The sequence below is a fragment of the Amycolatopsis azurea DSM 43854 genome (assembly GCF_001995215.1).
Taxonomy (GTDB): domain Bacteria; phylum Actinomycetota; class Actinomycetes; order Mycobacteriales; family Pseudonocardiaceae; genus Amycolatopsis; species Amycolatopsis azurea.
The window spans coordinates 206,116-226,638 of sequence record NZ_MUXN01000014.1 but is presented as its reverse complement, the minus strand read 5'-3'; the positions used below and the strand labels follow the sequence as shown (position 1 = coordinate 226,638).

General features: G+C 68.0%; 21 protein-coding genes. 14 read left to right on the top strand and 7 right to left on the bottom strand.

The window, feature by feature from the left end:
* Positions 1 to 161 precede the first annotated feature (161 nt).
* The 9 genes from nuoH (at position 162) to B0293_RS19640 (ending at position 9,959) form a co-directional block, all read left to right on the top strand.
* Positions 162 to 1,499, top strand: a complete 1,338-nt coding sequence (nuoH, locus tag B0293_RS19680; RefSeq protein WP_005151862.1) for an NADH-quinone oxidoreductase subunit NuoH — start codon at positions 162 to 164, stop codon at positions 1,497 to 1,499.
* Positions 1,486 to 2,025, top strand: a complete 540-nt coding sequence (nuoI, locus tag B0293_RS19675) for an NADH-quinone oxidoreductase subunit NuoI (protein WP_005151864.1) — start codon at positions 1,486 to 1,488, stop codon at positions 2,023 to 2,025. Before nuoH ends, nuoI begins: the two co-directional genes overlap by 14 nt.
* Positions 2,022 to 2,870, top strand: coding sequence for an NADH-quinone oxidoreductase subunit J (locus B0293_RS19670; RefSeq protein WP_005151880.1), 849 nt, complete (start codon positions 2,022 to 2,024; stop codon positions 2,868 to 2,870). Before nuoI ends, B0293_RS19670 begins: the two co-directional genes overlap by 4 nt.
* Positions 2,867 to 3,166, top strand: coding sequence for an NADH-quinone oxidoreductase subunit NuoK (gene nuoK / locus B0293_RS19665; protein ID WP_005151882.1), 300 nt, complete (start codon positions 2,867 to 2,869; stop codon positions 3,164 to 3,166). The genes B0293_RS19670 and nuoK overlap by 4 nt, the downstream gene beginning before the upstream one ends.
* Before the next feature lie 10 nt (positions 3,167 to 3,176).
* On the top strand, positions 3,177 to 5,075 hold the full coding sequence (nuoL, locus tag B0293_RS19660) for an NADH-quinone oxidoreductase subunit L (protein ID WP_005151884.1): 1,899 nt from the start codon (positions 3,177 to 3,179) through the stop codon (positions 5,073 to 5,075).
* The gene (locus tag B0293_RS19655; RefSeq protein ID WP_005151886.1) at positions 5,075 to 6,625 is read left to right on the top strand and encodes an NADH-quinone oxidoreductase subunit M; all 1,551 of its coding nucleotides are present in this window, start codon (positions 5,075 to 5,077) and stop codon (positions 6,623 to 6,625) included. Before nuoL ends, B0293_RS19655 begins: the two co-directional genes overlap by 1 nt.
* Before the next feature lie 3 nt (positions 6,626 to 6,628).
* Entirely contained in the window at positions 6,629 to 8,194 is a 1,566-nt protein-coding gene (gene nuoN, locus B0293_RS19650) for an NADH-quinone oxidoreductase subunit NuoN (RefSeq protein ID WP_005151888.1), read from the top strand.
* A gap of 110 nt (positions 8,195 to 8,304) precedes the next feature.
* Positions 8,305 to 9,120: an alpha/beta fold hydrolase gene (locus B0293_RS19645; RefSeq protein ID WP_005151891.1), complete on the top strand. Its 816-nt coding sequence runs from the start codon at positions 8,305 to 8,307 to the stop codon at positions 9,118 to 9,120.
* Between the two features lie 32 nt (positions 9,121 to 9,152).
* Positions 9,153 to 9,959: a helix-turn-helix domain-containing protein gene (locus B0293_RS19640; RefSeq protein WP_039915785.1), complete on the top strand. Its 807-nt coding sequence runs from the start codon at positions 9,153 to 9,155 to the stop codon at positions 9,957 to 9,959.
* Here B0293_RS19640 and B0293_RS19635 read toward each other — a convergent pair.
* Genes B0293_RS19635 through B0293_RS19620 form a run of 4 tightly spaced genes read right to left on the bottom strand, consistent with a single transcriptional unit; the run spans position 9,912 to position 13,095 of the window.
* Positions 9,912 to 10,664, bottom strand: coding sequence for an ESX secretion-associated protein EspG (locus B0293_RS19635; RefSeq protein WP_005151898.1), 753 nt, complete (start codon positions 10,662 to 10,664; stop codon positions 9,912 to 9,914). The genes B0293_RS19640 and B0293_RS19635 overlap by 48 nt on opposite strands.
* 27 nt (positions 10,665 to 10,691) lie before the next feature.
* Positions 10,692 to 12,044, bottom strand: coding sequence for a PPE domain-containing protein (locus tag B0293_RS19630; RefSeq protein WP_005151901.1), 1,353 nt, complete (start codon positions 12,042 to 12,044; stop codon positions 10,692 to 10,694).
* Positions 12,044 to 12,667, bottom strand: coding sequence for a DUF3558 domain-containing protein (locus tag B0293_RS19625; RefSeq protein WP_039915748.1), 624 nt, complete (start codon positions 12,665 to 12,667; stop codon positions 12,044 to 12,046). Before B0293_RS19625 ends, B0293_RS19630 begins: the two co-directional genes overlap by 1 nt.
* Complete coding sequence (locus B0293_RS19620) at positions 12,667 to 13,095, bottom strand: hypothetical protein (protein WP_039915752.1); 429 nt, start codon at positions 13,093 to 13,095, stop codon at positions 12,667 to 12,669. The genes B0293_RS19625 and B0293_RS19620 overlap by 1 nt, the downstream gene beginning before the upstream one ends.
* A gap of 551 nt (positions 13,096 to 13,646) precedes the next feature.
* Here B0293_RS19620 and B0293_RS19615 point away from each other — a divergent pair.
* From B0293_RS19615 to B0293_RS19605, 3 genes are read left to right on the top strand one after another with little or no spacing between them, the layout of a single operon-like run.
* Complete coding sequence (locus tag B0293_RS19615) at positions 13,647 to 14,543, top strand: hypothetical protein (protein ID WP_245191850.1); 897 nt, start codon at positions 13,647 to 13,649, stop codon at positions 14,541 to 14,543.
* Between the two features lie 26 nt (positions 14,544 to 14,569).
* The gene (locus tag B0293_RS19610) at positions 14,570 to 15,757 is read left to right on the top strand and encodes an AAA family ATPase (protein WP_005151906.1); all 1,188 of its coding nucleotides are present in this window, start codon (positions 14,570 to 14,572) and stop codon (positions 15,755 to 15,757) included.
* A complete protein-coding gene (locus B0293_RS19605) occupies positions 15,754 to 16,494 on the top strand; it encodes an HNH endonuclease (RefSeq protein ID WP_005151907.1) in 741 nt (246 codons plus the stop codon). The genes B0293_RS19610 and B0293_RS19605 overlap by 4 nt, the downstream gene beginning before the upstream one ends.
* Here the strand turns inward: B0293_RS19605 and B0293_RS19600 are convergent.
* Together B0293_RS19600 and B0293_RS19595 are read right to left on the bottom strand one after the other, a co-directional pair.
* Positions 16,470 to 17,105 carry an SRPBCC family protein gene (locus tag B0293_RS19600; protein WP_005151909.1) on the bottom strand — a complete coding sequence of 212 codons (636 nt, stop codon included), beginning with the start codon at positions 17,103 to 17,105 and terminating at the stop codon, positions 16,470 to 16,472. The two genes, B0293_RS19605 and B0293_RS19600, sit on opposite strands and share 25 nt — an antisense overlap.
* A 112-nt stretch (positions 17,106 to 17,217) precedes the next feature.
* Positions 17,218 to 17,877 (bottom strand): hypothetical protein, encoded by a 660-nt coding sequence (locus B0293_RS19595; protein WP_005151910.1) that lies wholly within the window; start codon positions 17,875 to 17,877, stop codon positions 17,218 to 17,220.
* Between the two features lie 181 nt (positions 17,878 to 18,058).
* Between B0293_RS19595 and B0293_RS19590 the strand changes: the two genes are divergently transcribed.
* Entirely contained in the window at positions 18,059 to 18,364 is a 306-nt protein-coding gene (locus B0293_RS19590; RefSeq protein ID WP_005151911.1) for a DUF6204 family protein, read from the top strand.
* Between the two features lie 9 nt (positions 18,365 to 18,373).
* Here the strand turns inward: B0293_RS19590 and B0293_RS19585 are convergent, their stop codons facing one another.
* Complete coding sequence (locus tag B0293_RS19585; RefSeq protein ID WP_005151912.1) at positions 18,374 to 19,327, bottom strand: neutral zinc metallopeptidase; 954 nt, start codon at positions 19,325 to 19,327, stop codon at positions 18,374 to 18,376.
* Positions 19,328 to 19,486: 159 nt separating this feature from the next.
* Between B0293_RS19585 and B0293_RS19580 the strand changes: the two genes are divergently transcribed.
* Positions 19,487 to 20,512: a polyprenyl synthetase family protein gene (locus B0293_RS19580; protein WP_005151913.1), complete on the top strand. Its 1,026-nt coding sequence runs from the start codon at positions 19,487 to 19,489 to the stop codon at positions 20,510 to 20,512.
* Positions 20,513 to 20,523: the final 11 nt, after the last annotated feature.

Below are 20,523 nucleotides of genomic sequence, written 5' to 3'. Positions count from 1 at the left end.
TTGCTCTGCTCAGGCGACCGAGCACGACGCCGCGCGCTGGCCGAAGGCCCCGCTATCGCGGCGGCAGGGCGCCCCGACTCGTCAGCTGTGCCGGGAGCGCCCAAGTGCGCCCTGGCGACGCGATCGCGGTCGCGCGGCTTTGAAGAATGCCGAGGTGAGAAGTGACTCCGTTGCTCAGCCAGATGCCGGACGCCGCCGAGCGGGCGGCGCTGCTGGCGGACGACCCGTTGTGGCTGATCCTGATCAAGACGGTCGTCATCCTGCTGATCGGCCCGATCCTGACGATCTTCCTGATCGTCTGGGAGCGCAAGGCGGTCGGCCGGATGCAGAACCGGCCCGGCCCGAACCGCGTCGGCCCCGGCGGCTACCTGCAGTCCCTGGCGGACGCGATCAAGCTGCCGTTCAAGGAACAGATCATCCCGGACACCGCCGACCGCAAGGTGTACTTCCTCGCGCCGGTGATCTCCGCGGTGCCGGCGCTGATCGCGCTGGCGGCGATCCCGTTCGGCCCGGTGGTCTCGATCTTCGGCGAGCGGACCGTGCTCCAGCTGGTCGACCTGCCGGTCGGCGTGCTGGTGATCCTGGCCTGCTCCTCGATCGGCGTGTACGGCCTGGTGCTGGCCGGCTGGTCGTCCGGTTCCCCGTATCCGCTGCTCGGCGGGCTGCGAAGCGCGGCTCAGGTGATCTCCTACGAGATCGCGATGGGTCTCTCCATCGTCGGCGTCATCCTCTACGCGGGTTCGATGTCGACCTCGGCGATCGTCGAGTCGCAGCAGAGCGGTTGGTACTTCTACCTGCTGCTGCCGAGTTTCGTGATCTACCTGATCTCCATGGTCGGTGAGACCAACCGCGCCCCGTTCGACCTCCCCGAGGCCGAATCCGAGCTGGTCGGCGGTTTCCACACCGAGTACAGCTCGATGAAGTTCGCGATGTTCTTCCTCGCCGAGTACGTCAACATGGTGATCGTTTCGGCGTTCGCGACCACGTTGTTCCTCGGTGGCTGGAAGTTCCCGTTCGTCAGCGCGGATCACGCGCTGAACCAGGGCTGGCTCCCGCTGCTGTGGTTCACCGCGAAGCTGTTCATCCTGCTGTTCGGCTTCATCTGGCTGCGCGGCACGCTGCCGCGGCTGCGGTACGACCAGTTCATGCGGCTGGGCTGGAAGGTCCTGGTGCCGGTCAACCTGGTCTGGATCGTCGTGATCGTCACGGTCCGCGCGATCAAGAACTCGGGCGGGCTGTCCACCCCGCAGATCCTCATCGGCGGGGGCGCGCTCATCCTCGTCGTCGTCATCCTGAGCCTGCTGCTGCCGGACAAGAAGATCCCGGACGAAGACTACGTCCCGGTGACCGGCGGCGGGTTCCCCGTGCCGCCGCTCGACCTGCAGGTCCCGGAGCACACTCCGCGTCAGAAGGCCCTCGCGAAGGCCGAAGCCCGGGCTGCCAAGCGCAAGCCCGCGGCGGTTTCCAGTGGAAGGGAGGCCGGCGATGGGGATTCTTGATCCCATCAAGGGTTTCGGTGTCACCTTCGGCATGATGTTCAAGAAGGTCGCCACCGAGGAGTACCCGGAGGCGGGCGCCCCCGCGGCTCCGCGCTACCACGGCAGGCACCAGCTCAACCGGCATCCGGACGGGTTGGAGAAATGCGTCGGCTGCGAGCTGTGCGCGTGGGCCTGCCCGGCGGACGCGATCTTCGTCGAAGGCGGCGACAACACCGAAGAGGCACGGTTCTCTCCCGGTGAGCGGTACGGCGCCGACTACCAGATCAACTACCTGCGCTGCATCGGCTGCGGGTTGTGCGTCGAGGCCTGCCCGACCCGGTCCCTGACGATGATCAACTTCTACGAGCTGGCCGACGACGACCGGCAGCGGTTGATCTACACCAAGGAAGACCTCCTCGCGCCGCTGCTGCCCGGCATGGAGCAGCCGCCGCACCCGATGCGGCTGGGCGAGAACGAGCAGGACTACTACGTCAACGGCCCCGAGCTGGCTCGCAAGCCCACCGAGTCGACGGAGGCCGTCAAGTGATCACGGCTCTCCTCGCCCAGGCGCCGGACGTCTCCGCCGGGATCACCACAGGCGAGACCATCGCGTTCTGGGTGCTCGGCCCGCTCGCGCTGCTCGGCGGCCTCGGCATGATCTTCTCCCGCAACGCCGTGCACTCGGCGCTGTGGCTGGTCCTGACGATGCTGTGCCTCGGCGCGCTGTACATGATCCAGCAGGCGCCGTTCCTCGGCTTCACGCAGATCATCGTCTACACCGGCGCGATCATGATGCTGTTCCTGTTCGTGCTGATGCTGGTCGGCCGGGAGAGCTCGGACTCGGTCGTCGAAGTGCTGCGCGGGCAGCGGGTCATGGCGACCCTGCTCGGCATCGGTACCGGCGGGCTGCTCGCCGCGGGTCTCGCCCGCGCGCTGGCCAACGTCACCCCGGCGCTGCCGCGCGACCCGGCGAACCTCGACGGCGGCGGCCCCGGCGGGCTGGGACGGCTGATCTTCACCAAGTACCTGTTCCCGTTCGAGCTCACCTCGGCGCTGCTGATCACCGCCGCGCTCGGCGCGATGGTGCTCGCCTTCACCGACCGGCACGCCAAGGGCGGCAAGAAGTCGCAGAAGGAACTCGTCGTCGACCGGTTCACCGGCAAGCACGACCGGCCTTCGCCGCTGCCCGGCCCGGGTGTCTTCGCGACGGCCAACTCGGTCGCCACCCCGGCGCTGCTGCCGGACGGCTCGATCGCCCCGGAGTCGCTCTCGGAGATCATCGAGTCGACTTCGGCCTCGCAGCTGGAGAACGAGCGCAAGCAGGTGACCGGCTCGGAACCGGGCCCGGACGCGCACGCGCTCGTCGGCAAGAAAGAAGGGGACGAGGAATGACCCCGACGTACTACCTGCTCCTGTCCGCGCTGCTGTTCGCCATCGGCGCGGTCGGGGTGCTGGTGCGCCGCAACGCGATCGTCGTGTTCATGTGCATCGAGCTGATGCTGAACGCGGCGAACCTGTCCCTGGTCACGTTCGCCCGGATCAACGGGTCGCTCGACGGCCAGGTCATGGCGTTCTTCGTGATGGTCGTCGCCGCCGCCGAGGTCGTGGTGGGGCTCGCGATCATCATGGCGATCTTCCGCACCCGGCGCTCGGCCTCGGTCGACGACACCAACCTGCTGAAGTACTAGGAGTGCCGAGTTGACCGCATCATCGTGGCTGCTGGTGGCCTTCCCTGCCCTCGGCGCCCTCATCCTTCTGCTGGCCGGTAAACGAGCCCGGGGCTGGGGACACCTCCTCGGCAGCGCGACCGTCTCACTGTCCTTCGTGTACGGCCTGATCCTCTTCTTCACGGCCGACACGAAGGCCACCGCGGACGTCAAGCTGTTCTCGTGGATCCCGGTTTCGGCGCTGCAGGTCGACTTCGGGCTCCGGATCGACGCGCTTTCGCTGACGTTCGTGCTGCTGATCACCGGCGTCGGCATGCTGATCCACTTCTACTCGATCGGCTACATGGCCGAGGACCGCGACCGTTCGCGGTTCTTCGCCTACCTCAACCTGTTCGTCGCCTCGATGCTGATCCTGGTGCTGGGCAACAGCTTCGTGACGCTGTACCTCGGCTGGGAAGGTGTCGGCCTCGCGTCGTACCTGCTCATCGGCTGGTACCAGGACCGCCCGTCCGCGGCCACCGCGGCGAAGAAGGCGTTCCTGATGAACCGCGTCGGTGACGTCGGGCTCGCGCTGGCGATCTTCCTGATGTTCAAGTACGTCGGGAGCACCGGCTACGCCGAGGTCTTCGGCGCGATCGACAAGATCCCGACCGGCGCGATCACCGCCATCGCGATCCTCCTGCTGCTGGGCGCCTGCGGTAAGTCCGGCCAGTTCCCGCTGCAAGCCTGGCTTCCCGACGCGATGGAGGGCCCGACCCCGGTCTCGGCCCTCATCCACGCCGCGACGATGGTCACCGCCGGCGTCTACCTGGTCGCCCGCGCGCACGAGATCTTCAACGCCACCCCGGACGGCCGCCTGATCGTCACCCTCGTCGGAACGGTCACGCTGCTCATCGGGTGCATCATCGGTTGCGCGTACGACGACATCAAGAAGGTCCTGGCGTACTCCACGGTCAGCCAGATCGGGTACATGATGCTCGCCGTCGGCCTCGGGCCGGTCGCCTACGCGCTCGGCATCATGCACCTGGTGGCGCACGGTTTCTTCAAGGCCGGGCTGTTCCTCGGGGCCGGTTCGGTCATGCACGCCATGAACGACGAGGTCGACATGCGGAAGTACGGCGGGCTGCGCAAGCACCTGCCGGTCACCTTCTGGACCTTCACCCTCGGCTACCTGGCGCTGATCGGCATCCCGCCGCTTTCGGGCTTCTTCACCAAGGACGCGATCATCGAAGCGGCGCTGAGCCAGGGCGGCTGGCGCGGCTGGGTGATGGGCGGCGCGGCACTGCTCGGCGCCGGGCTCACCGCGTTCTACATGACGCGCCTGATGGTGATGACCTTCTTCGGCAAGGAACGCTGGAAGGAGATCAAGTCCAGCGACGGCCGCGACTTCCACCCGCACGAAAGCCCCGCGGTGATGAAGTGGCCGATGATCGTCCTGGCCGTCGGTTCGCTCGGCGCCGGTGCGTTCTTCGCCCTCGGCGACCGGTTCGCCGAATGGCTTTCGCCGGTGGTCGGTCCGCTCGAAGAGGGTGGCCACAGTGTCATCCCGCACCTGCTGGTCCCGTTCCTCACCGTGGCGCTGTCCGTGCTCGGCGCGGTGGCGGCGTGGCTCTTCGTCGGCCGCAAGGACGTTCCGGTGGAACGCCCCGAGCGGGTCTCCGCCGTGGTCAAGGCCGCGCGCAACGACCTCTACGGCAACACCCTGAACGAGACGCTGGTCGCCCGTCCGGGCACCTGGCTCGCCCGCGCGCTGGTCTACGTGGACAACCGCGGCGTCGACGGCGCGGTCAACGGCCTCGCCGCCGGGCTCGGCGGCGGATCCGGGCGCCTGCGCCGCCTGCAGACCGGCTTCGTCCGCTCGTACGCACTGTCCATGCTGGGCGGCACATTCCTGCTTCTGGCGGCACTCCTGCTGGTGAGGTTCTCCTGATGACCTGGGTTCTCGCATCCATCCTGCTGCCGCTGCTCGGTGCGGCGGTCGTCGCCGGGATGAAGAAAAACGACAGGCTGGCGACACTCACCGCGCTCGTGGTGTCCCTCCTGACGTTCCTGCTGGTGATCCCGATGTGGGCGAGCTACGCGCCCGCCGGGGACCGGATCCAGCAGAAGACGTCGATGGACTGGATCCCGAACTTCGGCATCCACATCTCGTTCGGCATCGACGGCATCGCGCTGGTGATGATCGCGGTCATCGGCCTGCTGGTGCCGATCGTGGTCGGTGCGCTGGGCCTGACCGACAAGCTCCCGGCCGGGCGCTCGGCGGGCGGGTTCCTCTCGCTGATCCTGGTGCAGGAGGCGCTGACCATCGCGGTGTTCGCCGCGACCGACGTCTTCCTGTTCTACGTGCTGTTCGAGATCATGCTGATCCCGATGTACTTCCTGATCGGCGGCTACGGCGGCGCGAACCGGCAGTACGCGGCGGTCAAGTTCTTCCTGTACTCGTTCCTCGGCGGCCTGATCATGCTGGCCTCGGCGATCGGGGCGTACTCGCTCGCGTCGGACAAGCTCGGCAAGGGCACCTTCGACTGGGCCACGCTGGTCACCGTCGTCCGCGACGCCCCGACCGGCACCCAGATCTGGCTGTTCCTCGGGTTCTTCCTCGCGTTCGCGATCAAGGCCCCTTTGGTGCCGTTCCACACCTGGCTGCCCGACGCCGCGGGCCAGGCGCCCATCGGCGTCGCGGTGCTGCTGGTCGGCGTGCTGGACAAGGTCGGCACGTTCGGGTTCCTGCGCTACTGCCTCCCGATGTTCCCCGACGCCAGCAAGGAACTCGCGCCGTGGGTGCTGGTGCTCGCCGTCGCGGGTGTCCTCTACGGCTCGATCCTCGCGGCCGGGCAGCGCGACATGAAGCGGTTCATCGCCTACGTGTCGATCGCCCACTTCGGATTCATCGCGCTCGGCATCTTCTCCTTCAACGAGCAGGCGATGGTCGGCTCGGTGTCGTACATGCTGAACCACAGCCTCGCCACCGGCATGCTGATCGTGGTCGTCGGCCTGATCGTGATGCGCGGCGGATCCACCCGGATCTCCGACTACGGCGGCATGGCGAAGGTGACCCCGCTGCTCGGCGGGATGCTCCTCATCGCCGGTCTGTCCACGTTGTCCCTGCCCGGCACGAACTCCTTCATCAGTGAGTTCCTGGTGCTGCTGGGGTCCTTTGTGGACTACCCGGTGTACACGATCATCGCGACGGTCGGCATGGTGCTGGCCGCGGCGTACGTGCTCTGGCTCTACCAGCGCGTCATGCAGGGCCCCGTCCGCGGTGACGCCCTGCTCGGCGCCGGTGGCGGCCCCGGCACGGCCATCGCCCCGGAACTCGGGGCCAAGAAGACCATCAAGGACCTCGGCGGCAAGGAGATCGCGATCCTGGCGCCGATGGTCGTGCTGATCATCGCGCTCGGGTTCTATCCGAAGCCGGTGCTCGACACGATCACCCCGTCGGTGCAGCAGACCATGTCTGCCGTGCAGGGAGGCAAGTAAACCGTGCTCTTCTTGACTCAGGCGCCACCGGTGCAGGTGCCGTCGATCGACTACTTCGCCGTCACGCCGATCCTGATCATCCTCGGGGCCGCGTGTGTCAGCGTGCTGCTCGAAGCCTTCCTGCCCAAGCACATGCGGTGGCCGTCGCAGGTCTTCCTGTCCCTGGTCGGGATCGGGGCGGCAGGCGTCTTCCTGGCCTGGTACGCCAGTTCGTCCGCGCCGAAGGGCGGTGTCACGACCTTCAGCGGCGCGATCGCCGTCGACCGGCCGTCGCTGTTCCTGTGGGGCACGCTGCTGGCGCTGGCGCTGGGCGCGCTGCTGCTGATCGCGGACCGCTCGGTCGAGCCGGGCGGCGCGTTCGTCGCGCAGGCCGGTATCCGCCCGGGCACGGTCCAGGACCGCGCGCAGGTCGGCACCACCGGGATGCAGACCGAGGTCTTCCCGCTGACGCTGTTCGCGCTCGGCGGCATGATGGCGTTCGTCGCGGCCAACGACCTGCTGACCATGTTCATCGCGCTCGAAGTGCTGAGCCTGCCGCTGTACCTGATGTGCGGTCTCGCCCGGCGGCGTCGCCTGCTCTCGCAGGAATCCGCGGTCAAGTACTTCCTGCTCGGCGCGTTCTCGTCGGCGTTCTTCCTCTACGGTCTCGCGCTGCTCTACGGCTACGCGAACTCCGTGAAGCTGTCGGACATCGCCAACGCGGCCGCCGGTTCGGACCGGTCGGACACGCTGTTGTTCGCCGGGCTCGGGCTGCTCGCGGTCGGCCTGCTGTTCAAGGGTTCGGTCGGTCCGTTCCACACCTGGACCCCGGACGTCTACCAAGGCGCGCCGACCCCGGTCACCGCGTTCATGGGTGCCTGCACCAAGGTCGCCGCTTTCGGCGGGATCCTGCGGGTGTTCTCGGTGGCGTTCGAGTCGACCAGCTGGGAATGGCGCGGCGTGCTCTGGGGCGTCGCGATCCTCTCGATGCTGATCGGCGCGGTGCTGGGCCTGACGCAGACCGACGTGAAGCGCATGATCGCCTACTCGTCCATCGCGCACGCCGGGTTCCTGCTCATCGGTGCGATCACGATGACCGAGGAAGGCCTGTCGAGCACGCTGTTCTACCTGCTGGCCTACGGCTTCACCACGCTCGCCGCGTTCGGCGTCGTCTCGCTGGTGCGGGACGGGAACGGCGAGGCGACGCACCTGTCCGCCTGGGCCGGGCTCGCGAAACGGTCTCCGGTGCTGGCGGGCGTGTTCACGTTCCTGCTGCTCGCGCTGGCCGGTATCCCGCTGACCAGTGGTTTCGTCGGCAAGTTCGTGGTGTTCTCGGCGGCCCTGTCCGACGGGATGGCGCCGCTGGTCGTCGTCGCCCTGATCTTCAGCGCCGTCGCCGCGTTCTTCTACCTGCGCGTGATCGTGCTGATGTACTTCTCCGAGCCGGCGCCCGACGGCCCGACCGTCACCGTGCCCGGCGCGTTCACCACGACGGCGATCACGCTCGGCGTCATCGTCACGCTGGTGCTCGGCCTGATCCCGGCGTTCGCCCTCGACTGGGCGGGCTCCGGCGGTTTCGCCCTCAAGTAGTTCTGCTGTCGCGAAAGGCCCCCTCGCTGTCGTGAGGGGGCCTTTTCGTGTCAGAGTTCGTGTCAGAGCGACGTCAGGGTGGTGTCAGGCCGGATCGCGATAGTTCTCTCATGACCAAGAACAGCACCGCCTCGACCCTCACCTCCACCGCCGCCTGGACCGGGATGCTCCCGGTCGAAGACACCGAGCTGGCCGTCACCGACACCGGCGGCACCGGCATCCCGGTCGTCTACCTCAACGGCCAGTTCGCGACTCAGGGCTACTGGAAGCGGATCCTCGCCGACCTGGGATCGGACTTCCGCCACATCACCTTCGACGAGCGGGCGCGCGGCAAGTCCGGGCGTTCGGCCGACTACTCCTTCGAAGCCGCCGTCCGCGACGTCGACGCCGTCCTCGCGGCCCGCGGAGTGGAGAAGGCGGTCGTGGTGGGCTGGTCCTACGGCGCGGTCGTCGCCGCGCACTGGGCGGCCCGCAACCCGGAGCGGACCCTGGGCGCCGTCATGGTCGACGGCGCGTTCCCGCACGACTGGCTCGACGACGCCATGGAGGCACGGATCCGCAAACTGTTCAAGCGACTGAACCTGTTCATGCCGCTGCTGCGCCCGACCGGCCTGACGCCGCGCATGTCCGCCGCGCAGCAGGCGGAGAGCAACATCGAGCTCGGCAAGCTCTCGCGGGAGCGCGAGCTGGGCCCGGTGCTCGACGGCATCACCGTGCCGACGCGCTACGTCGTCGCCTCGGGAACTTCCCTCGGCAGCAAGGGCGACGAACAAGAGAAGATCCGGGCCGGCCTCGACGCGGTGACCGAGCGCAACCCGAACATCAAGGTGAGCGCGAAGGTCGACAGCAACCACGGCGCGCTGCTGAAGAAGGACTTCGGCGCCATTTCCGCCGCGATCCGCGAAGTCGCCCACGTCGGGGAATGACTTGCCGAGGCGCATCGGGCACGGTGCTGGCGATGCCGAAACCGAAGCCCACACCCCAGGCGAGGGCGCTCGCCGAAGGACTACGAGACGCGCGGAGGGCGGCCGGACTGTCCGCCACCGAAGTGGCGGACAGACTGGCGTGGTCCCAATCGACGATCAGCCGGATCGAGACCGGGGCACGGGCGGCGTCCGCCGAAGAGGTTTCGGCACTGCTCGCGGTCTACCGGGTCACCGGTGAACGGCGGAGCGCGCTGCTCACGCTGTCCCGCGACATCGGGCCTTGGTGGTTCGGCGACGTGTCTCTTCAGTGGAAAGCCCTCGCACAGTACGAAAAGGAGGCCACCAAGATCGTCGAATTCGGAACCGTCCTCCTGCCCGGTCTGCTGCAAACGCCGTCTTATGCGAGAGCCGCGGACCTTCCCGCCGCGGCTGTCGAAGCGCGGCGGGAACGACAGAAGATGCTGGGACAGAAGAAGTTCGTCGCTTACATCGACGAAGGGGCACTGCGCCGTCAGGTCGGCGGGCCGCGGGTGATGGCGAACCAGCTCCAGCACCTCGTCGCGATGGCCGACCGGCCCACCGTCGAACTGCGGGTCATCCCCTTCTCAGCCGGAGCACATCCCGGCGGCGCCTACGTCCTGCTGGAATTCGGCGGCACGCGGTCGTTGGTGTACCAGGAACGCCGCCGATACGGGCTGATCCTGCACCGGCCCGTCGACGTCGAACCGTATCTTCAGTCCACAGTGGACGCGGTGGCGCTGGATCCCGCGCGGTCGGTGCGGCTGATCGAGTCAGTGATCGAGGCTCGCCCGCAGCGCGGCGACCTTTTGGGCCAGTAGAACGGGTTCGCCGGGCAGGACGGTGATGTACCGGTTCCGCGGCGCGCCGGTCACGTGCATGGCCACCCGGCCGGCGTCGAGGTCCAGATACGACAGGCCGTCGACGGCCTCGGTGCGTCTGCCTCCGTCAGAACGCTTCGCCGCGGCGAAGAACCCGACGCCGAAATACGGCTGCTCGAAGACCTCGTCCAGCCGCCGCGCCTCCCGGCTTCGCGACTCGGGTTCGTCGTACAGTTCGTTCCCCTCGCCGGGCTTGAAATCGTCCTGGGGCAAGGAAAACGGCGCGAACCGCGCGGGCGGATACTCGGGAAGGTTCATCACGAGCGCCGCCGCGCGATCAGCCGTCCGCACGCCTTTCAGCCACACCCGGCCGCCTTCGCAGATCGCGGTCACCGCCGCGCGTCCGCGCACGGCGACGAGCACGCTGTACTGCTCCGCTTCCGTCCGCAGCGTCGCGTAGTACTCGGTGTCCGGCCGGTCGAGGACGTGCAAGACGTCCTCGAAGTCGCTGGTCAGCCGCTTGCCCTCGGTGAACCCGAGCCCGCCGAGCTCCTCGAACGCGGCCCGGTCCTCGCCGTTGCGCGACGACGGCGGGACGTAGCGCAGGCCGCCCGCGAAGATCAGATGCGGATCTCCGCAGCCGGCGTGACGGAACGCGGTCAACAAGGTGTCGAGCGTGATCTCGACCGGGCGCGCGAGCACCACGTGTCTCCCTCCCCTGGGACTGTGGTGCTAGTTCTTCTTTTCGCCGATCACCGGCGGCATCGGCTTTTCGGTGTAGCCGCCGAAGGTCTCGTCCGGATCCGGGTTCTGGAGGTACGACGGAGCCCTCTTCTCCTTGTCCTCCTCGCCCTTCCCGCGGCCCGCGCCGGGCGCCATCGGCATCCCGTTCGCGCCGCCACGACCGGCGGCACCCGCGGAACCGGCCGCGCCACGACCGCCTACGCCTTCACCCGGCATCCCGGCGCCGCTGCGACCGCCCATGCCGGGCTGTCCCGCCATGCCACCGGGACCACCCGGGACACCTGGTACGCCGCCTCGGAAGCCGCCTCCGGACACGCCCGGTGTTCTGCCGCCTGTTCCCGTTCCCGGCCCGCCGGTCACTGGTCCTCCGGTCACTGGTCCTCCGGTTCCCGGACCGAACGGGCCGTATCCGGGCGGGAACGTGCCGGGCGGGTTGTAGGAGGTGGGCGGTCGGCCGTTCGGCCCGAAGTCGAGGTTCGCCGCCGGGGGCACGACCGGCGTGGTCTGGGGCGGCGTGTACGAATTCGCGCGGGTCCCGTCGTCGGGCTGCTGGTGGGAGCCCGGCTGCTGGCCCGGCAGGTGCTGACCCGGCTGAGGGCCTTGGCCGGGCTGCGGACCCTGGCCCGGCTGCGGGCCGCTGTCGGCGGGGCCGCCCTGACCCGGTCCGGGCGTGCCGGTTCCCGGCCCGTTCGGTCCACTCGGCCCACCCGTGCCGCGGTAAGGCTCCGCGATTCCGGGATCGCGCCTGCCGTCGGAGCCGTCGCCGAACCCCTTCGCCGCCGGTTTCCCGGAACTGCCGTCGTCCAGCGTGACACTCCCGCCGGGGTCGACGAGCTGCGCGTACTGGGCGGGCAGCTCGTCACCGTTGGAAGTGCTGGCCGAGTGGTAGGTCGCGAACGTGTCGATGTTGTGCTGGCTGTCGGCCTGGTAACTCTTGACCCTGTCCCAGTAACCGAACTGGCCGCCGCCACCCATGAGGGCCTTCACGTCCTCGGCCGTCGGGGCGGGCTGCTCGGGCGGAACCGGCTTGACGGAGTTCTTCGCCGACCCGAACGCGCCCATCTGCGCGGTGATGGCGTTCTGGGCGATGCTCAGGTGCATCGCGTCGTCCATCGCTGCCTCGACCAGGGGCTTCGTCGCGGCTACGGCAGCGTCGCTGGCCCCGCCCTGCCAGCCGGACGCGGTCTTCTGGCTGAGCGCGGTGAGCCGCTGCATGCGCTCTTGGTGACGCCTCGCCAGGTTGTAGGCACCTTGCTGGGCGTCGGAGAGCGAGCCGGTGCCCTCGCCGCCCGTGACCTGTTCGTAGATCTGGGCGGCAGTGAGCGGTCCTTCGGTGGCCATCAGTTGCCTCCTCGGATGGTGGCGAGGACCCTGATCGCAGCTTGGCGTGCAGCATCGCAGGGGTCCTTATCGCCGATGTTGGCTTTGGACTGTTCGACCGCGAGGCTGATGACTTCGTTGTCGCTGGTGCCGATTGAAACCAGGCACCTGCCCTCGGTGGCCCGCTCATCCTCGACACCAAAGGCAACGAGTGGGTAGCCGTCGACCGCCGGGAGCGGCTCGACGAACTTGTAGGCCTTTCCCTTTGCCTCGTAGACGGCAGTCAGGCCTCGTTTGGTTGAGCTGTCGAAAACTACGTCAACCCGAGGACGTGTGTCCGAGGGTGGAGTCCATCGACACGCGGGCCCTGCGGCCCCGTCTCGTGGCTTGGCCTCCATGGCCTGGCCGAAGAGCTCGTCGATCTGCGCTGCTGTCAGCGCCTTGCAAGGAGTCTGTTTGATTTGCGCCAGGTCGATGGGGTGATCGACTTTGGGGACGCCAGGGCCGGGAAGCTGACCGACCGTGCTGGAAGGACTTGGGTTCATACCGCTACTGGTGGGTGCGGGCGTGCCGTCGGTGCTGGGAGGCGAGCATGCTGCGAGGGCAATCGCGACCGCGCTGATGAGAAGAATCTTTCGGCGCATCAGATGATGCCCTTCGGCTGTTGGTTGATGGCTGTGGTGGCGCCGTCCTCGGCGGTGGCGTACTTGCCGAGAGCGGTCCTGTATTTGTCGGCCATCTTCTCGCAGTAGGCGACGCGCTGATCGAGGGTCTCCTTGAGGGCCTGGCCGGACTCTCGGGTGATGTCCGCATTGCCTCCGCTGGCAAATTCCTTTCCCGGCGGCTGGGCTTTAGCGAGCAACTCGGCGTCGATGAGGTCATCTTTAAACTCTTTGGCCAGGTCAAGCCACTCCTTCACCAGTTCGTGAAGGGTCGCCTCGTCGTACTTGAACCCCGCGCCTTCCGCGACAGGCGTCCCGTACGAGCCCCCGGTGGGGCGGGCGACGATACCGAGGGCGTCGCCCCAGTTCACACCCGGTTTGTAGACAGGCGGTTCGTCAGGCACGGCCATGCACCCCCGCCGTCCCGAACCGTTCCCCGCTGAATGGCCGAAGCCGCCCCGAAGTCACCGTCGTCATGTGCCCCTCCCGTGGCTACAAGGCGCGTCTCCCCGATGCACCCTGCGTAATCCGACGCCGGGAAGATTACCAGGGTTCCCGAGGCGACGAACCCGTCTGCATAAAGTCCCGTTCTTCGCTGAATAGAGTCAAGAGACCCGGTGACTATCCGTGAAGACCGTTCAGGTGAACATGCCTCGGGAAATAAGGTTATGCCTGGTAGGAGACGAGCCGGAGTCGCATACTCTGCGTAATGAAGTTCCGAAGAGTGATTCTCGGTGCGTTACTCGTCAGCCTGTTGGCGGCTTGTACGGATTCCGTCGATACACCCCCGCCGCCACCGCAGTTTCCGAAATGGCAGCCGAAACAACCGCGTCCCGCCGATCGTGACGAACCGGCCGTCGACGCGGCGCTGGCCGCACTCGATTTCTGCCAACTGATCGACCTGGCCGTCTACGACCGAAGGAAGGGAGGCAATCCCCGGCCCGTAACGCGCGAACCCAAGGTGAAGCGCGACAGAAAGACGTGCACGCTTTATCGAGACGGCTACGAAGACATCGTCGACGTCCGCGATGTGGACCCGGGGCACACGGCGTTTCGGAACGACGGAGCCGTGGTCGACCTCGGCGGGGTTAAGGGCTACCAGGTCGAAACTCGTCATGAGGGCGTGGTCAGCGGTTGCGCGATCACGGTGCCGGTCAGCTTCCGGCGCGCGATCAAGTTCGAGCTCGGGTTGCAGAGCCGGAGCAAGGATTGCGAGCTCCTTCGCGACTTCACCACTGCAGGAGTCGCGAAGCTGCCGCGCGATCTCGTCTACCCACCCGACGGCCAGGACAACGAACGCGTTGGGACCTGCGCGAACTGGGTCTCCAACACCAAAGGCGAGAACTGTGATCCGGCCGTAGCCGCGCAGGTGCCCACAGGCGCCGAGTTGATCCTCGCCGCCGGCGCCGCCGATCCGAACGTCGAATGCGCGGTGTTCCGCGACGCGGTCAAGAAGACCTTCGGGCCGGAGTTCGAGCCGATCGCCACACCGGGCTCCTGCTACTTCGTCGAACCGCGGCATCGGCTCCAGATCGAAGCCGGGGCCACCGCGAACGGCGGCGCGCCGGGGGAGTGGCACGCGGATCCGAACAAGACCTACAAGGACCACCGCCAGACCTCGTTCAGCGGAAACCCCGGCGTCACGTTCCGTTCGACGGACGACCGCGAGTTCTCCCTCTACGTCTCACCGCTGGGGAATCTCGACTCGCGTGGGCATGTCCGGTTCAGGATCGCGCCCGAACGGGAGCGGGGGATCGACGACTGGGACCGCTCCAAGACCGTCTCGGCGGTGGACGTCGCCAGGGCACACGCTGTGATGGAACTCGTGATGGCGACCCACTTTCGGGTGGCGAGGTGACGTCCGCGCCGTCGTAAGCTTCCTCCATGTACATCGAGCGGGTCCGGCTGGAGAACATCCGCGGCTTCAGCGGCGCCCGCGCGGTCGACCTCCGGCTGCCCGGCCCCGGCTGGGTGGTGCTCGCCGGGCGCAACGGTTCCGGCAAGACCTCGCTCCTGCGCGCCATCGCGGTCGCGGCGGCGCCGGACGTGGCCTGGGGGCTGCTGTCGGACGCGGGCAGCTGGATCTCGATGGACCAGACCTCCGGGTCGATCGAGCTGTCGGTGATGCGCGAGGAGGGGCCGGCGCCGGTCGAGGTCCGCTGGCTCGACTCCGGTCTGTTGCCGATTTCCGGACTTCCGCCTGGTCAGCCGTTCTGCGCGGCGTACGGGCCCTTCCGGCGGCTCGCGGGCGGCAGCGGCGAGGCCGAGTCGTGGATGCGCGGCGCGGGCTCGCTCGCGCGGATGGCCAGCCTGTTCCACGAAGACGCCTCGCTCGCCGAGGGCGTCACGTGGCTGATCAACCAGCATCTCCGTGCCCTGGAAGGAAAAGCGGGCGCCCGCGAACTAAAGGACACTGCGCTCGAGATCCTCGGTGACGGTCTCCTGCCCGGCGGTTACCGGATCCGGGACGTCGATTCGGACGGGCTCTGGGTCGAGTACCGCGGCGACCGGTTCCCGTTGCGCGAGATGAGCGACGGCTACCGCACGGTGACCGCGCTCGTCGTCGACCTCCTCAAGCAGCTCAACGGCGCGGGCCTCGATCACGAGAGTCCCGGTGTCGTCATCATCGACGAGGTCGACGCGCATCTCCACGTGTCGTGGCAGAAACGCATGGGGCCTTGGTTCAAGGCGCATTTCCCGCGGATCCAGTTCATCGTCACCACGCACAGCCCCTACGTCTGCCAGGCCGCCGACCCCGGCGGCCTCATCCGGCTGTCCGGACCCGACGAGGAGGTCCCGCCGCGGGTGGTCTCCGAGGAGCTGTACGAGCGGGTCGTGTTCGGCAGCGGGGACGACGCCGTGCTGTCCGACCTCTTCGGCTTGGACACGCCCTATTCGCCGCAGGCCGTCGAACTGCGCGAACACCTCGCCGAACTCGAGTTCCAAGTGGCTTCCGGGCGGGCGGACGCGAACGGCGTCCGGGAATGGGAACGCCTTCGCGGCATGTTGAGCAGCTCGCCGCCGAGCCGGGTGGACGAGGTGGCCAGGCGGTTCGAGGCCGACGATCGGTGATCGGGATCCGCCGGATCGCGCTGCCGGGGCGGGTGGTGGCCGATCTCGAAGACCTGACCGCGCGGATCCCCGCCGGTGACAGCAAAGAAGCACGCAGGCTCTGGCGGGTTTCCCGTGCCGTACGGCGTTCTCTGCGGGCGGGACTGGACGTCATGGCCGCCGGCCGCGGCTACTGCATGTACTGCGGCGACGGCCTTGGGTCCACTGTGGACCATTTCGAGCCGATCGCGCGGAACCCGGGTCGCGCGTTCGACTGGCTCAACCATCTGCTCGCCTGCGAGTACTGCAACAGCCATCACAAACGCGACCTGTTCCCGGTGGACGACGACGGCGGCAGCCTGCTGATCGACCCGACCGCCGAAGACCCGCTGGACCACCTGTTCCTGGTGCTGTCGATCGGGACCTACCGCGCGTTGACCGAAAAGGGCGAGCAGACCATCAAGGTGTGCGGGCTGAACCGCGCGCAGCTGGCGCGCGGGCGGGAAACAGCGGTCAACCAGGTGAGCGCGCTCGTCACGGGGTGGTGGACCGCGCGCGAACTGGGGGACGACGTGAAACGGCGCGCGATGGCCTGGACCCTGCTCGACCAGCCGCACGCCGACGTCCTCCACGCGATGCTCCGGCAGGCGGGGATGCCCGGAGCCCGCGCCGTTTTCCGGGCCGACGACGAACTGATCGAACTGCTTCGCACCCCGGAACTCGCCGAAGACCTTCAGCTCTCCGGCGACGCCGTGTAGGCGGCCAAGGTGGCGTCGGCGCGCGTGCGGGCGGTGTCCGCGCCGGTGCCGTTGGCGACGTCGGCCTCGTACCAGGCCTCGTTGCTCAGGGTCATGAACCGCACGCCCTCTTCGCTGGTCATCCAGGCCATGGCCGCCTCGGGGTCGGCTGCCTCGCCGGACGCGAGGTGCAGCGCGAGCCCGTTCAGCATCATGTCCCAGCCGATGCCGACCGCACCCGGGCCGAACTGGTTCCAGTGCTCGTTCGGGATGGCGGTGTGGTCGAGCTCGAACCGCGTGCGCCCGTCGGCTTCGGGGCTCAGCCGGACCTCGATCCAGCTGACGTCGCCGCCGTACTCCCAGGTCGCGGCGAAGCTCTTCGGAGGATCACAGCGTTCGACGGTCCCGCCCGCGTTGCCTTCGAGCTGGTACTTGCCGCCGGCGCGCAGGTCGCCGCTGACCGGCAGGAACCAGCGCGGGATGCGTTCGGGGTCGGTGCAGGCGTTCCAGAGGTCGTCGATGCCGGTGTCGTAGACCTGGCTGACGGTCGCCGTCACCGCCTCGCCCGCTTCGACCACGCGCTTGCCCAGCTTGCGCTGGACGGAGTTGATCTGACTGGTCACGTCGGCCATCGGTGCCCTCCTCGGCTCGGTTGCGGCCAAGGTATCAGTGTAGGCTTATATAAGCCAGAAGGAAAAGGGGCGCCCGGGCAAGGTTCCGGACGCCCCTTTTCGGAGGGGTGGCTTACGGGGTGGGCGAACAGGCGGTGCGCCCGATGACCACTTCGCCGGTGATGTTCGAGGCCGGGGCGAACTTGATCCGCAGCATGGTCAGCCCGATGCTGCCGTCGCCTGGCAGCGTCTGCTCGTTGAAGATCGCCTCGGCGAGCAGCGTTCCGTTGGACTTGGTGATCGGCTTGACGTAACCGACCGGCACCGGCGACGGCAGGGTGCCGATCCCGGTCGCGCCGCCGTAGGTCCAGCTCGCGTTCGTGTTGTTCTGGGTCGCCGTGCAGCTGACCGAGTACGACCTGATCTTGATCCGCGGGCCGCTCGACGAAACCAGTGCCGACAGCTCGAAGTTCTCCCCCTTGGCCTCCGACTTCGTCGTGGTCACGTCGTTCGCGGGGTCGACGACGGTGGTCGTGCACGTCGATGTGCCGCCACCGAACGTGATCCCGGTCCTGCTCACGACCCCGGACGAGTTGCTCGTCGGTCCCTCGACCGCGCAGTCGGCGAGCGAAGAGATCGAAATCGGCGCCGAATTGCCCTTGGTGAAGGCGGCGGAGCCGAGCGAGGCCACGCCTGCGGGGTTCGCGGCGGCGGCCGGGGACACTCCGGCGCCGAGGCCCGCCAGCAGCAGTGCGCCGACCAGGGCTGCCCGGCTTGCGATGGTGATGCGCATTCCACGTCCTCCTCACGTGAGGGGAGAGCGAGCCGGATCGGCCGTTCTTCCTTTGTCATCACTATCTGCGTGTCGGATTCGCCCGTTGCGCACGTGACGGTCGTTTCACTCGACCGTGGATCATGGACACCCGTTGGATATTCGAGTTCGTATCCGGATACAGGTCTGTATATTCGAGCGCATGCCGACCTACCGCGTCCTCGTCAACGGCAAGTTCGACCACCCGGACGCCGACACCCGCGCCAAGCTCCTCGCCGAGTTGAGTCACCACCAGGTGATCGGGTTCACCGAGGACGGCCTGTTCACCTACAGCGCGCACCTCGGCGCGTTCACGTACCGAGTCACGCTTCAGGGCGAAGAGGAACGCGACGTGCTCGACGAGGCAGAGCTGAAGGTCATGGAGCTGCTGGAGGCGAAGGGCTACCCGTACCGCGACATGGCGGGCAAGGCGACCTGCATGGACGACATCAAGATCCGTCGCCGCTGATCCGCGACTTCAGGAGACCTCGTTCGCCGGTGCGGCGAAGGTGTTGCACGCCGAGGTGTCCTTCGCCGTCAAACCGCGCTTCTGCCACAACGCGGCGCTCTTCGCCGAACCGTGGGTGTCGCTGTCCTCGAACGTGCTCTGCTTGAGCTGGGAGATCATCCCGGCGCCGATCGAGCCGCGGCCGGCGGCGTTGGCGAGGAACATCGCGCTGAAGCAGTCGGCTTGCAGTTCGAGCCGCCTGCTCAGCTCGAGGACCTTCGGCTGGTCGCCGCCCGCTTCGCCGTAAAGCACGTCGTGCTTCGAAAGGATGCCGGACTGCTCCTGCACGTGGTGCCCGTATTCGTGCGCGAGCAGGAACAGCTGGTCCAAGAGATACGGCCCGCCGTCCTCAAGCTGCCTCGGCAGCGGGACGAAGATCGTCGTGCCGTCCGAGCAGTAGAACCCCGAGGCCTCGCCGGGCGGCGGAGGGGGACCGCAGGCGGTGTTCCCGACGTCGTCGGCGTTGACCGACACCGGGATCCGCGGTTCGCCGACCTGGGTCAGGGCCGGATGCCACGCCCGCTCCAGACAGGGGATCAGCGCCCGGTAGAACGCCTCCAGCTGCTCCTTCGTGCCGCGAAGCTTGGGCAGCTCGCAGGTCACCTTCGGCATCGTCACGCCAGGGGCGACGAGCGGATTGGCCGCCGTCTCGTACTTGCGGGTCGGCACGTCCGCCTGGGATGTCGGCGGCGTCACTGATGTCACAGCCGTCGAGGACGGCGAGACGGTCGGCTGCCGGGTTTGGACGGCGCCCGCCTTCGACTCCTTCAAGCCGCCCGCCACGAGCACCGCCGCGACCAGCATCAGCGCCATGAACAAGGCGAAGACGATGACGGTGATCCACACCGTCGAACGCTGTTCACGGTGCTGTTCGGAAGGAGGTGCCCACGCCGGTCTGTCGCCGGGATCGTCCGGACTTTCCATGGTGTTCCCCCAGTTCGTGCCAAGGACGGCAGGATACGCGGCGGGGGTGTCATATTCGTCACCGTTTCCCCTGGACAGCACGTCAACAGGCCTCAGTGGGTAGCCACTACGCTGGAAGCAACCCCGAACGGTGTCAAAGAGAGCGGAGCCGACGTGTCTGTGTCTTCACCTGCCCCAGGTGGTGCCATCGAGGACCTGCGCGCGTCCGTCGGGCTCCAGATCGCTGACGAGCAGCTCCTGCGCACCCTCGCGACCGGTCTCGCCGACGTCGAGACGCTCCTCCGCGACGTCGTCCGCAGCGACGTCAAGGCCGTCGAGGACGCCGCTTCGCACCTGGTCGAGGCGGGGGGCAAACGTTTCCGTCCGCTGTTCACGCTGCTGGCCTCGCAGTTCGGGCCGAAGCAGGGCGACCAGGTGGTCACCGCGGCCGCGGCGGTCGAGCTGGTGCACCTCGCGACGCTGTACCACGACGACGTGATGGACGAGGCGACGATGCGCCGCGGCGCGGAGAGCGTCAACGCCCGCTGGGACAACACGATCGCCATCCTGACCGGCGACTTCCTCTTCGCGCACGCTTCGCGGCTGGTCGCCGACCTCGGCACCGACGCGGCCCGGATCATCGCCGAGACCTTCGGCGAACTGGTCACCGGCCAGATGCGCGAGACCGTCGGCCCGGGCGAAGGCGACGACGCGGTCGAGCACTACCTCACCGTCATCGCGCAGAAGACCGGCTCGCTGATCGCCACCTCCGGCCGGTTCGGCGGGATGATGTCCGGCGCGCCCGACGACTACATCGACGCGCTCCGCCGCTTCGGCGACATCATCGGGACGGCGTTCCAGATCTCCGACGACGTCATCGACATCGCGTCCGCCTCGGACGAGCTCGGCAAGGCGCAGGGCACGGACCTGCGCGAGGGTGTCCGCACGCTTCCGATGCTGTACGCGCTGGCCGACCCGGCCACCGATCCGCGCCTGGTCGAGCTGCTGTCGGGGCCGATCTCCGACGACAAGCTCGTCGCCGAGGCCCTGGATCTGCTGCGCGCTTCGTCCGGACTCGAACGCGCACGCGAAACTCTTTCCGACTACGCTCGTCGGGCGCGTGCCGAGCTCGCGGCGCTGCCCGCGTCGCCCGCCCGGGACGCCTGCGAATCGGTCGCCGACTACCTGGTCGCGCGAACGCATTGACAAAGGGCGGG

Coding starts and splice junctions, on each gene's coding strand:
- nuoI (WP_005151864.1), top strand. CDS start 1,486: ATGGGGATTCTTGATCCCATCAAGGGTTTCGGTGTCACCTTCGGCATG.
- nuoK (WP_005151882.1), top strand. CDS start 2,867: ATGACCCCGACGTACTACCTGCTCCTGTCCGCGCTGCTGTTCGCCATC.
- B0293_RS19655 (WP_005151886.1), top strand. CDS start 5,075: ATGACCTGGGTTCTCGCATCCATCCTGCTGCCGCTGCTCGGTGCGGCG.
- B0293_RS19645 (WP_005151891.1), top strand. CDS start 8,305: ATGACCAAGAACAGCACCGCCTCGACCCTCACCTCCACCGCCGCCTGG.
- B0293_RS19640 (WP_039915785.1), top strand. CDS start 9,153: ATGCCGAAACCGAAGCCCACACCCCAGGCGAGGGCGCTCGCCGAAGGA.
- B0293_RS19630 (WP_005151901.1), bottom strand. CDS start 12,044: ATGGCCACCGAAGGACCGCTCACTGCCGCCCAGATCTACGAACAGGTC.
- B0293_RS19625 (WP_039915748.1), bottom strand. CDS start 12,667: ATGCGCCGAAAGATTCTTCTCATCAGCGCGGTCGCGATTGCCCTCGCA.
- B0293_RS19620 (WP_039915752.1), bottom strand. CDS start 13,095: ATGGCCGTGCCTGACGAACCGCCTGTCTACAAACCGGGTGTGAACTGG.
- B0293_RS19610 (WP_005151906.1), top strand. CDS start 14,570: ATGTACATCGAGCGGGTCCGGCTGGAGAACATCCGCGGCTTCAGCGGC.
- B0293_RS19600 (WP_005151909.1), bottom strand. CDS start 17,105: ATGGCCGACGTGACCAGTCAGATCAACTCCGTCCAGCGCAAGCTGGGC.
- B0293_RS19595 (WP_005151910.1), bottom strand. CDS start 17,877: ATGCGCATCACCATCGCAAGCCGGGCAGCCCTGGTCGGCGCACTGCTG.
- B0293_RS19590 (WP_005151911.1), top strand. CDS start 18,059: ATGCCGACCTACCGCGTCCTCGTCAACGGCAAGTTCGACCACCCGGAC.
- B0293_RS19585 (WP_005151912.1), bottom strand. CDS start 19,327: ATGGAAAGTCCGGACGATCCCGGCGACAGACCGGCGTGGGCACCTCCT.